8 protein-coding genes are annotated in these 11,189 nt (G+C 48.7%); 3 read left to right on the forward strand and 5 right to left on the reverse strand.

Annotated features, from left to right (window positions below):
• Positions 1 to 106: 106 nt before the first annotated feature.
• The 5 genes from C2M24_RS14065 to pgi form a co-directional block, all read right to left on the reverse strand.
• The gene (locus tag C2M24_RS14065; protein ID WP_105200610.1) at positions 107 to 814 is read right to left on the reverse strand and encodes a SapC family protein; all 708 of its coding nucleotides are present in this window, start codon (positions 812 to 814) and stop codon (positions 107 to 109) included.
• Positions 815 to 1,211: 397 nt separating this feature from the next.
• Entirely contained in the window at positions 1,212 to 3,812 is a 2,601-nt protein-coding gene (locus C2M24_RS14070) for a TonB-dependent receptor (RefSeq protein WP_105215664.1), read from the reverse strand.
• Positions 3,813 to 4,217: 405 nt separating this feature from the next.
• On the reverse strand, positions 4,218 to 4,928 hold the full coding sequence (gene pgl / locus C2M24_RS14075) for a 6-phosphogluconolactonase (protein WP_105215666.1): 711 nt from the start codon (positions 4,926 to 4,928) through the stop codon (positions 4,218 to 4,220).
• Complete coding sequence (gene zwf, locus C2M24_RS14080; RefSeq protein WP_105215668.1) at positions 4,928 to 6,400, reverse strand: glucose-6-phosphate dehydrogenase; 1,473 nt, start codon at positions 6,398 to 6,400, stop codon at positions 4,928 to 4,930. Before zwf ends, pgl begins: the two co-directional genes overlap by 1 nt.
• Before the next feature lie 374 nt (positions 6,401 to 6,774).
• Positions 6,775 to 8,418, reverse strand: coding sequence for a glucose-6-phosphate isomerase (gene pgi / locus C2M24_RS14085; protein WP_105215670.1), 1,644 nt, complete (start codon positions 8,416 to 8,418; stop codon positions 6,775 to 6,777).
• A gap of 486 nt (positions 8,419 to 8,904) precedes the next feature.
• On the opposite strand from pgi, the gene C2M24_RS14090 reads away from it, so the two are divergent.
• The 3 genes from C2M24_RS14090 to rsxB all read left to right on the forward strand — a co-directional run bounded on the left by C2M24_RS14090 (position 8,905) and on the right by rsxB (position 11,189).
• Positions 8,905 to 9,936 (forward strand): LacI family DNA-binding transcriptional regulator, encoded by a 1,032-nt coding sequence (locus C2M24_RS14090; RefSeq protein WP_105215672.1) that lies wholly within the window; start codon positions 8,905 to 8,907, stop codon positions 9,934 to 9,936.
• Between the two features lie 114 nt (positions 9,937 to 10,050).
• Positions 10,051 to 10,632, forward strand: coding sequence for an electron transport complex subunit RsxA (gene rsxA, locus C2M24_RS14095; protein WP_105190380.1), 582 nt, complete (start codon positions 10,051 to 10,053; stop codon positions 10,630 to 10,632).
• Positions 10,633 to 10,634: 2 nt separating this feature from the next.
• Positions 10,635 to 11,189 carry an electron transport complex subunit RsxB gene (rsxB, locus tag C2M24_RS14100; protein WP_105215795.1) on the forward strand — a complete coding sequence of 185 codons (555 nt, stop codon included), beginning with the start codon at positions 10,635 to 10,637 and terminating at the stop codon, positions 11,187 to 11,189.

The raw sequence follows: 11,189 nt of genomic DNA on the forward strand, positions 1-11,189 counted from the left end.
AGGTAAAACTTTCGTCCAACATGGTTAACAGCCGAATTAGTAACCAGCCGGGCATAAAAAAGCCCGGTTCTTACCGGGCTCTTATGTTCGTTGTTAAACGATTTACTTATGCATCGCGCTCAGCTTTCAAACGAGCTAGGCGACCAACCTGATGAGTCGAGGTTAAGAAAGAGTAGATAGGCGCCAGGTAACCGCGCTTACGTAGCTCAAGGAAGTCCTCATCGCTAAGCTCTTGCAACTTCTTCTCATCGATCAGGTGGATACCCGTGATGTCTTTTTTCTCGCCCTTGATATCAACGGTTAGCGTTTGTGCTACCAGTAGTTCTTTATCGGCAAGGTACTGTGTGAAGGCATCGGTTACACCGCTGAACTCGATAAAAGAAACCAAAGCTTCTTTGCGACGCTTAAGGTATTCCGTCTCTTCACCGTTTTCGAATAGGGCATTGCCTTCTTCTTCGCCAACTAGCGGGCTGGCTTCATCGATAACCACACCGTATTGCTCTTGCTCTGGGTGCTTAACCAGACCTAGTGGGTAGCGAGTAACCGCTAGCGGGGCAAAAGCTGCCTGCCATTGGTCGTCTTTGATAAACAGGTTTTCGCCCGGCTCAAGACCGAATAAGGCAACCGCCTGGAATTTGCCAGACTCATTGTTTTTTACAAATGCCAGTGGGAATTCATTGGCGATACGACCAAACTCGTGCGCCACTACCGGCACTAAATGCTGAGTTTTTAAAAATTCGATGTTAAGGCCAGGTTTAATTTTTGTGTTGGCATGCTTTTCGTTATGCAAAGGCTGTACTTGTTGTTCCGCCATGATACTGCTCCATACTATTTACGTATTTATTACTTGTTGTGGCCTAAGGCTATCGGTTTTGTTGACAAAAAGAAAGTGAAAATACATTAAAGTTTGATGTACCCTTTTCCCCTTATTTTGGCGGTTCGGTAATGCCCTAGCCCTTGGTTAGACTTGTTTAAAACGCCGCAAATTAAGGGCATAAAAAAAGCCAGTGCGCAAACACTGGCTTTTTGCTGTAGCGCACAGCTTAATTATACCAATTCACTTAAATAGCTAATCATTCTAGCGGGCTAAATATCATGCTCACTGCGTTGGAATTTTTCTATGTAGAATAACTACATAAGAAAAAACCCCGCCTTATTATCACATCATTTATCCAGCGCTATATCTGCTCACATACTTAACAGAATTGGAATTAGAATCGGAACTGTAAACCAAGCTTATAGCGAGCTTCGCCTTCGAAGAACCACGCCGGGTAGCCGTCTTTCAGCTCAGGTACTACCTGAGCATCGCCTTCGGCTACACCGATTTGTACACTGTCTTCTTCGGTCAGGTTCACGGCTTCAAAGATCACATCCAGGCTGTCGGTCACCGAGTACTTGGCGCTTAAATCCAAAGTGCCATAGTCCTGGTGCTCACGGTTGCCATAGAAACCAGGCAACTCACGGATCATGTACTCAGAGCGCCAGTTATAGGCAAGGCGCACGTTAAAGTCGTCTGTCTCATAGTAACCAACCAAATTAACCGTGTGATCCGATGAATCGGTAAACACGGATACACGATCCGGGAAGTTTTCCGCCGGTGCCGATGAATCTACTAAGGTGTAGTTCACCTGGTAACCGAAGCCATTGTCAAAGCCGTCTTGCAATTGCAGCTCAAGACCTTGAATTTCACCGCCGCTACCTGTGCCCATGGTGGCTATGGTCCAGTTATCTACGCCCGAATCGTTATCAACAATACCTATGCCTTGGTTAAGCACTTGATCGGTTTTAGTAAAGCTAGAGATATCCTTGATAAAGTAAGTGGCGCTGAACATGGCGTCGTTATCGAAATAGTACTCGATACCAAAGTCCGCCTGAGTTGCCTTGAATGGCTCAAGACCGATATTACCTTTTTTCAGCACTTCGTTACCCGAGGTACCGTCGTTGTAACCGGCCAAAGTGGAAGCTGAGAACATATCCGCGTAGTTAGCGCGTGACATAACCTGGGCCGCCGACACGCGTAAGATCACGTCTTCGCTTAGGTCAAAGGCAATGTTCACACTCGGCAAGACTTCATCATAGTCCGCCTTGTCGGTGCTCAGAGTATCCGCATAATTGCCCATGGCATCGAGATCATAGTAGTCAGACTCGGCATCCGTAGACACATAACGCACACCGATATTACCGCGCATCCCTTCGGCTTCAAAGTCGGCCATCAGGTAAAGCGCCAGGTTTTCTTCCTTTATGGTGCCGTAACCAGAGCGATAAACGTCAGAGGTATTATCAAAGCTGGCAATTGCCGCGTAACCGTCAGTGATCATGGCATCCAGGTTTGGCTCTGGCAGGGTAAAACCTGCGCCCGATGAAACCGTGCCTGAGTAATAGTGATCGGCGCTCTTAGCGGCGATATTATCAATTAGGTTTGCCGAATAGGTCAGCTGCTTAACCTCATGATCAGCCCAGCGCACACCGGTTTTAATAGCGGTAATGGCACCAAAATCTACCGGGAAGGTGAAATCCACCTGGGCATAGGTTTCTTCGTCCGAGTTGGGTTGTTTCTTCAGTGACCAACCTGCCGGCGACAGCTCGCCGTTAAAGTCGCTGGCATCAAACTCTTTATTGGCGATATCTATCTTGATCACATCCCCGGTAGCATCATAGGTGCCCGCGAAATCTGCCGGAGTGCCCAACCAGAAACCATAGTTTGAAGTCAGGTTGGTACCACCGTCCGACTGGGTATTACCGATACGGCCGGTTACTTCGAAGTTGTCGGCCACATATTTAAAGTCAAAATCAACCGTATCTGAGGTCATTGAACCTGCACGAGCCCAGGTTTGCGCCCAGCCCGGGTTGGTATCATCGGCACTACGACGATAGAAAGTACAGGTACCTGAAGCATTGGTTTGCTCACAGGCCGCTGCTTTGTCATCCGGGAATACGGCGAACAGCGAAGTGTTGGCGTTGTTTGCTTCAAGTTCCAGGCTCATGATATTTAAGCCTAATTCAAGGGCATCGCTTGGACGATACTGGAAAGCGGCATTGATTGCGGTGCGCTCACGCTCTTGCTGGAAGGTAGTAGGAACTATCTCACCCCAGCCAACTAGAGATTCGATACCGTTACGCTGATAGCTGGTTTCCGAATAGGCTGCGGCTACTAGGAAGCCAAAGTCTTCGTTGTCGTTTTTCCACGAATAAAGACCCGATACATCCGGATCCGTCTCTTCGGAAATAGTGCCATAGTCCGCCTTGATGCCACCGAAAATGGTGTTGGCATCCAAGTCCAGCGGCTTGCGTGTTTTCACGTTCACCGTGCCGCCGATGCCGCCTTCTACTGTATCTGCTTGTGAAGACTTACTTACTTCAATGCCGCCAACCAGCTCAGGTGGTAACAAGGTGTAGTTAAAGCTGCGGTCGATTGACTGCTGATCATACCAACCTGTTGATGCCACCGAGTGACCATTAAGTAAGGTGCGAGTCAGCTGCGCCGACGCACCGCGAATAGACACCTGTTGACCCTGGCCAAACTGGCGGTTTACCGAGATACCGGAAATACGACCCAGGGCTTCACCCACATCGCTATCTGGAAATTTACCAATATCTTCTGCGGATACGGCATCGACAACCGAATTGGCGAAACGCTTGGTGTTCATGGCCGCCGCAAGCGAGCGACGAATACCGCGAACTTCAATTACTTCAACATCTTCTTTTACTTGCGTTTGTGTATCGGCCGCCACGGCTACACCAGAAAAACCGGCGCCGAGCGCGAGAGTAACGTTCACTGCTAATAAGCTTTTCTTAAAATTTTTAGCTAACACAGGATTCCCCTTTAATTATTCTTGAATCATTTTATTGATTATCAAATCACTTCTGCCCAGTGATGATGACAACGCTGTCATCTAGTAACAAACCTTACACTCAAAATTACAAATTCGCTACATTTTTTATCTTTTTAGTTTAAAAAAAGCACTAATTAAACTGTAACAAACTGATTTTATTTGATTTAACTATGAGCCATTAGGGGTTTGTTGGATTGAATCGCGGCGAATATAACACAAATACTAGAGCAAGAGTAAAGTACGCGATAAGTGAAAGTTAATACGCGGTTGCAAGAGCTGATCACAAAAGGATATCGAAATGAAATAGGTAAACCTATGGCCATAAAAAACGCAGCCTAAGCTGCGTTTTCTGTATTTTAAAGGCCAAGCCTTATGGGGAATTATTTACGGAGCCCAGTATACTTCCAGTTCGATGTCTGGATGCTGTAACACAGCGCGCAAAGGCATCGCCTGCACATCACCACCTGCTTTGGCTTCTTTGTAGACAGCCAGTTTTTCCTCGCCGCTGATCAACAACTTAACCACTCGCGATTGGGCAATAGCATGAAGGGTAAGAGTCATACGCTCGGTGATAGCACCGGTCACTTCGCTTTCGATGGCATTAATCGCACACACTAATTGCTGTGAAGATAAGCCTGTTTCTAAACCTTCGGCGTGAGGAAATAAAGATGCGGTATGGCCATCCGGACCCATGCCCAAGATGGTGACATCGAACGGACGCTGGATCTGTGCATACATTTGCTCACACTGCTCAACCCCGGCCTCGGCGGTTTCAGCGCTATTTTTCATAGTAATAAAGTTGGCGCTTACCGCCTTATCCTGCAACAAGGTACTGATAATAAAGCTTTCGTTGCTCTTATCATGGCCGGCATCAACCCAACGCTCGTCAACCATGGCCACATCAACCTTGTCCCAGGCAATATCCAGGCCCGACAGATATTTATAGGCCGGTGCCGGTGAAGAGCCGCCGGATACCATTAAAGACGCACGTTGACGCTCAGTTAAAGCGCTGGTTAAACGCTCCGCCAGTGAAGCTGCCAGGGCCTGTGTCATTTGCTCTTTTGAGTCAAAAAAATGCTCTGTAATGGTCGCCATTATGCACCCTCTCCTGTGTTGAACCAACGGTGATTAGTTTCGGCCAGCAGTTCATCGGCATCGACGGGGCCCCAAGTACCGGCACGGTATAAAGCCGGCGCGCCTTTTTCCTGCCAGCGCTCAATAATAGGGTCGATCCACTGCCAGGCTTGGCGTACTTCGTCACGGTGAATAAATAAGGCCGGGTTATTGGCCGCCGCATCGAGCATCAAGCGCTTATAGGCATCAGAGTGAAAACCTGAGCCATAAGACTCGGATAATTCAATGTTCAAGGTTACCGGCTCAAGCTGCATCTCAAGATTATCCAAACGCTTTGACATCAGGGTTAATTGAATGCTCTCTTCCGGCTGTAAGCGGATCACCAAACGGTTAGGCTGAATGGAGCCAACACTGTCATCATAAACATTATGAGAAACTGGCTTATACTCAACCACGATTTCGGCACAACGTTTTTTCATGCGCTTACCGGTGCGCAGATAAAAAGGCACACCCGCCCAACGCCAGTTATCAATATGCGCCCTAATGGCGACAAAGGTTTCGGTATTGCTTGGGCCGTCCGCAAGCTCTTCAAGATAACCCGGGACTATTTTGCCGCCAAGATCGCCGGGCACATACTGGCCACGAACTATATTGTCATCGACCTGCTCGGCCACCAGCGGGCGCAGCGCCTCAAGCACTTTTAATTTTTCGGTGCGAATGGAGTTGGCATTGAGCTTATGCGGTGACTCCATGGCCACTAGGCACAGCAACTGCAACAAGTGGTTTTGTATCATATCGCGCAGCGCCCCAGCCTTGTCATAAAAGCCAGCGCGAGTTTCCAGACCGACTGTCTCGGAAATACTGATTTGAATATTGTCTATGGTCTTGGCATCCCACAGATTCTCAAATACCGAGTTAGAGAAACGCAGCGCCATCAAGTTTTGCACCGTTTCTTTACCCAGGTAATGGTCGATACGGAAAACCTGCTCTTCGCTAAAGTATTGCGCGATTTTGCCATTGATCTGCTCGGCAGAATCACCGCAATAACCGATAGGTTTTTCCACTACCACACGCGAGGTGTCGGTGATAAGACCCTTGGTGGATAAAATTTCACAGCAGGTACCGTAAACGGCTGGCGGCAAAGAAAGATAGAAAACACGTGATTTATCTTCATCATGCTCGCTCAGTATGGTTTTCAGCTCATCCCAATGCTCATCCGCCTCGGTTACATTGATCACCACGGGTACCAGGTAGTTGGCAAAAGCCTGCCAGTCTTTATTGTTATATTCGCCCTGGCCCAGGTGCTCTTTTAAAGCTGTGTGAGCTGTTTCAATGTATTCGTCACGCTGTTCTACGCTGCGTACGCTAGGTAAGATCCGCGTTCCTTGTGGCAGGTTCCCTTCCTGATAAGCGCGATACATGGCCGGTAGCAGCTTGCGCAAAGCAAGGTCGCCACCACCACCAAAGATTATGATATCAAAAGGATTTAGCATGATTTACTCTCTACCTGTTACTGTGTGTTCCGACAAGCCAGCAATGCCGAGCCTGTAAGTGTCACATTCGTTGTTCTTATTGGGAATTATAACAAGCCCATGGCCTGTGACCCTGATGTTGGTGCGCACCCAGAGATGCACATAGCCATTAACGCCTGCTCTTACGAATTCTTAGCTGCGAAAAAGGCAAAGCTCCGACCCTAGACAACTAGCGATCGGAGCTTGGGAATAAATGAGCTTTAGGGTCACTGTAATTCCTCTCACAAAAATACAGGCCCCAAAGACTCCAGCGCTACCCGTTCAAAGGTATTCTGTAAGCCGTCCCATCATGGGATAAGCGCAACTCGGCTTTGCTGACGATGCAGCTAAATCTGTTATCGGCGTTTATTTAAATAATACGCCATCAGTCCCTGCGTTGAGCTATCGTGCTCCCCAACACTCTGTGCCCGCAGTTCCGACTCGATATTCTTTGCCAGTCCCTTGCCAAGTTCGACGCCCCATTGATCGAAGGAGCAAATCTGTAAGATGATCCCCTGCACAAAAATCTTATGCTCATACAAGGCGATTAAGCGCCCCAGCGCTCGCGCATCCAGCTTATCTAAAATAATAGAGGTTGTTGGCCGATTTCCCGGATGCAGCTTATGAGGGATCAACTCCTCTATTTGTTGCTCACTGACACCCTTTTGCAGTAAGTCGGCACGCACCTGCTCAGCATCAACCCCGTTCATCATGGCCTCGCTTTGCGCGAAGAAGTTCGACATCAAAACATGGTGATGGCCATCAACCTCGGTTTGCGGCTCGACCGACGCAATAAAGTCCGCCGGCACTATAGTCGTGCCTTGGTGTAGATACTGGTAAAAGGCATGCTGGCCATTAATGCCCGTCATCCCCCAGATCAGCGGCACAGTGGTATAAGGCACCGGCTCACCGGCAAAATTTACCGCCTTACCATTACTTTCCATTTCCCCTTGCTGCAAATAAGCAGGCAACATATGCAGGGCTTGATCGTAAGGCAAAATAGCCTGGGCTCTATGATCTAAAAAGCTGGTATTCCAAACGCTCAACAAACCCATAAGTACCGGGATATTGGCGTTTAACGGGGCGTCGCGGAAATGCTCATCGATTTCAAAGGCGCCGGCCAGTAATTCACTAAAGGCATCAAAGCCAAGATACAGGGCAATAGGCAAACCTATCGCACTCCACATCGAAAAGCGACCACCAACCCAGTCCCACATGGTGAATACGTTTTCATCGGCAATGCCAAAGGCTGCGGTTTTTTGCAAATTGGTGCTCACGGCAACAAAATGCTTGGCCACGGCGCCATCATCTTTGGCCGCCTCTGTTAACCAGCGTACCGCGGTGGCGGCGTTGGTCATGGTCTCCGAGGTGGTAAAGGTTTTCGACGACACCACAAACAAGGTGGTTTCAGGGTTAAGTTGCTTTAATACCTGAGCTATCTGCACCCCATCAACATTGGAAACATAATGTATGTTGAGGGTCTCATCGGCATAGCTTGCCAATGCTTCGGTCGCCATTTGCGGACCAAGGTTAGAGCCGCCCACACCAATACTGACTACATCACGAATGGCTTTATCGCTATAACCGCGCCATTGACCACTGCGTACCTTGTCAACAAAAGCGGCTACTTTCGCCAGTTCCTTGTGTACCTGTTCAACAACATTAACGCCATCAAGATTAATAGCCTGGGTGCCTGGGTTACGCAGCGCCGTATGCAAGACCGCGCGTTGCTCGGTAAAATTGATCTTGTCACCGGCAAACATTTTATCGCGCCACTGGGCCAGGTCGCATTGCTCTGCCAGCTCAACCAGGGTGTCGCGTACCTGTACATCTATTAGTTGTTTGGAGTAATCAAACAGCACTCCAGGAATAGCCAATGACAACTTATCGAAGCGGCTTGCGTCCGCGGCAAACAGGTGTTTTAAGTGGGTGTTTTTTAACCCTTGCGCCTGCTTTTGAAGCGTTTGCCAGCTCGTTAATTGTGAACGACTTGCTACCATTGTTAATTCCTTACCTTTCCAACTAGATTAATAGACTCGCGACCGTTGCGCGCGAATTCACTCACTATCACCACATTTTTCTTTATTTTTGTGAAAGTACGAGGACAAACCCACTAATCTTGCGTTTAAAATTGCCATTTTCGGTAAACGTTAAGTTAAAATGACAACGCTGTCAAACTGCTTATTTGAAATTTTATGGGCGGATCATAGCGCATATTATCGTCCTTGACACCGGTATCATTAGGAAAAATTAAAATTATTCCTGCTAATTATTTATAACTTTAGATACACTCAATGAAAACTTGACCTACAGTCATTTTTCTTTGGAAACAGCGAGTGGGAACTGGCAAAACTAGGAAGCGAATAGGCCTAAGCTTTACTCGATTCTCTGCTGTGTACAGTACCATCTAGGTCACTAATTAGAGACGCTAATTAGATAACAAATACGGGCACCGCCAAGCGCTGCCAAAATAATAAGAAACGCTCATGAAAGTAACCATCAATGACGTTGCGAAACTGGCCGGGGTGTCAATGAAAACGGTTTCGCGGGTAATCAATAACGAGCCTTCGGTGCGCAAAAAAACCCATGACCAAGTCATGGCCGCGGTAAAAGAACTCAATTACCAGCCCAACCTGGCCGCCCGCAACCTAGCCGGTACTTCCTCCTACGCCATAGGTTTAGTTTACGACAACCCCAACGCCTACTATGTAATCGACATGCAAAAAGGTGTTTTGTCGCGCTGCCGTCAGGAAGGCTATGAGCTGGTGATCCATCCCTGCAGCTACGCCGACAGCGATATGAAAACCGAACTGAAAACCATGATCCGCCGCTCCCGTATTGCCGGACTAGTGCTCACCCCGCCTTTATCGGAACAGCAAGACCTTATCGATGAGCTCGATGAAATGAATATGCATTATGTGCGCATTCTCTCAGGTCGCGGCGATAACAAGGACAACAGCGCTTGTATTTATGTTAACGACTATGCGGCGGCCTACGAGATCACCTCTCACCTGTTGCAGCTTGGCCATAAAAACATTGCCTTTATTTGCGGTGATCAGGAACATAAGTCCACCACCGAGCGTTTAGCAGGCTATCAACAAGCCCTAGCAGACAATCAGGTTAAAGCCAGCGAAGCCCTGCTCTACCGCGGCGACTATTCTTTTGAATCTGGCGTAAAGGGTGCCAAGGAGCTACTCAAAAACGATAATGCCCTTGGCATCACAGCCGTGATGGGCGGTAACGATGAAATCGCCGCCGGCGCCTTGTTTGCCGCGCGCCTGATGAATATTGCCATCCCCGGCGAACTGGCTATCACCGGCTTTGAGGACTCACCCTTTTCCAAACAAACCTGGCCCAAGTTGACCACGGCTCATCAGAATAATGACGAGATCTCCCAGCATGCGGCACGACTCTTGTTCAGCAAAACCCGAGGCGCACGCAATCAGGATAAAGACATCACCCGTATCTTCACCCCAAGCCTGGTGATCCGCGGCAGCTCCGATGGCAAAACCGCCTAAACACAAACATGGTGGTCTTGGCCGCCACTCTCTCGCGATTGACCATCGCAATGGTTGTGAAATGGCCGAGAAATAAGGATAATAGTTCGGTTCTTTTCAGCTTCTTGGGTGCCTATGACGGAATATCTCTTACTGCTTGTCAGTACCGTGTTGGTCAACAATTTCGTATTAGTACAATTTTTGGGTCTGTGCCCCTTTATGGGTGTGTCCAGCAAACTGGATACCGCTGTTGGTATGTCACTGGCCACCACCTTTGTACTGACTCTGGCGTCCGTCACTAGTTACCTGGTGAATCAATATATTCTGCTGCCTCTTGAGCTGACCTTTTTGCGTACCATGAGCTTTATCTTGGTGATCGCCGTGGTGGTGCAATTTACCGAAATGGTGGTGCAGAAAACTTCACCCACACTATACCGCTTACTGGGTATCTTCTTGCCGCTCATCACCACCAACTGTGCGGTGCTAGGTGTCGCCTTGTTAAATATCAAAGAGCAGCATAGTTTTGTCGAGTCGGCCGTTTACGGCTTCGGTGCCGCGGTGGGCTTCTCCTTGGTCTTGGTGCTGTTTGCGGCAATGCGCGAGCGCTTAGCCGGTGCCGATGTGCCTGTGCCCTTTAAAGGCGCGGCCATTGCCATGGTCACCGCTGGGTTAATGTCTATGGCCTTTATGGGCTTTAGCGGATTAGTTAAGTTTTAATGATGATTTTATTTTACGCCCTCTGTGCCTTAGGGCTCCTAGCGTTAATCTTCGGCGTCATCCTAGGTTTTGCCGCGGTGCGTTTTCGCGTTGAAAGCGACCCCATAGTCGAGCAAATCGATGCCATTTTGCCACAGACCCAGTGTGGTCAGTGTGGTTATCCAGGCTGTCGTCCCTATGCCGAAGCCATCGCCAATGGCGATGATGTCAACAAGTGCCCGCCCGGTGGTGAAGCCACGGTTAAAAAATTAGCCGACCTTATGGGCGTTGAAGCGACCCCGCTCGCAGGTGGCGAACAGGCCGAGCCGGAGAAGAAAGTGGCCTATATTCGCGAAGACGAGTGCATCGGCTGCACCAAATGTATTCAGGCTTGCCCGGTCGACGCCATAGTTGGTGCCACGCGACAAATGCACACGGTACTGATTGATGAATGTACCGGCTGTGACTTATGTGTCGACCCCTGCCCGGTGGATTGCATCGACATGGTGCCGGTAGCGCAAACCAAACAGACGTGGAAATGGCAGTTGCAAGCCATCCCCGTGACACAAATTGATTAA

Origin of the sequence: Pseudoalteromonas sp. T1lg22 (genome assembly GCF_002964645.1) — a bacterium.
Classification (GTDB): Bacteria; Pseudomonadota; Gammaproteobacteria; order Enterobacterales; family Alteromonadaceae; genus Pseudoalteromonas.

Excerpts from the sequence above, each read along its gene's own strand:
- rsxB (WP_105215795.1), top strand. The coding sequence starts at position 10,635 with ATGATTTTATTTTACGCCCTCTGTGCCTTAGGGCTCCTAGCGTTAATC.
- C2M24_RS14090 (WP_105215672.1), top strand. The coding sequence starts at position 8,905 with ATGAAAGTAACCATCAATGACGTTGCGAAACTGGCCGGGGTGTCAATG.
- C2M24_RS14065 (WP_105200610.1), bottom strand. The coding sequence starts at position 814 with ATGGCGGAACAACAAGTACAGCCTTTGCATAACGAAAAGCATGCCAAC.
- rsxA (WP_105190380.1), top strand. The coding sequence starts at position 10,051 with ATGACGGAATATCTCTTACTGCTTGTCAGTACCGTGTTGGTCAACAAT.
- zwf (WP_105215668.1), bottom strand. The coding sequence starts at position 6,400 with ATGCTAAATCCTTTTGATATCATAATCTTTGGTGGTGGTGGCGACCTT.
- pgi (WP_105215670.1), bottom strand. The coding sequence starts at position 8,418 with ATGGTAGCAAGTCGTTCACAATTAACGAGCTGGCAAACGCTTCAAAAG.
- pgl (WP_105215666.1), bottom strand. The coding sequence starts at position 4,928 with ATGGCGACCATTACAGAGCATTTTTTTGACTCAAAAGAGCAAATGACA.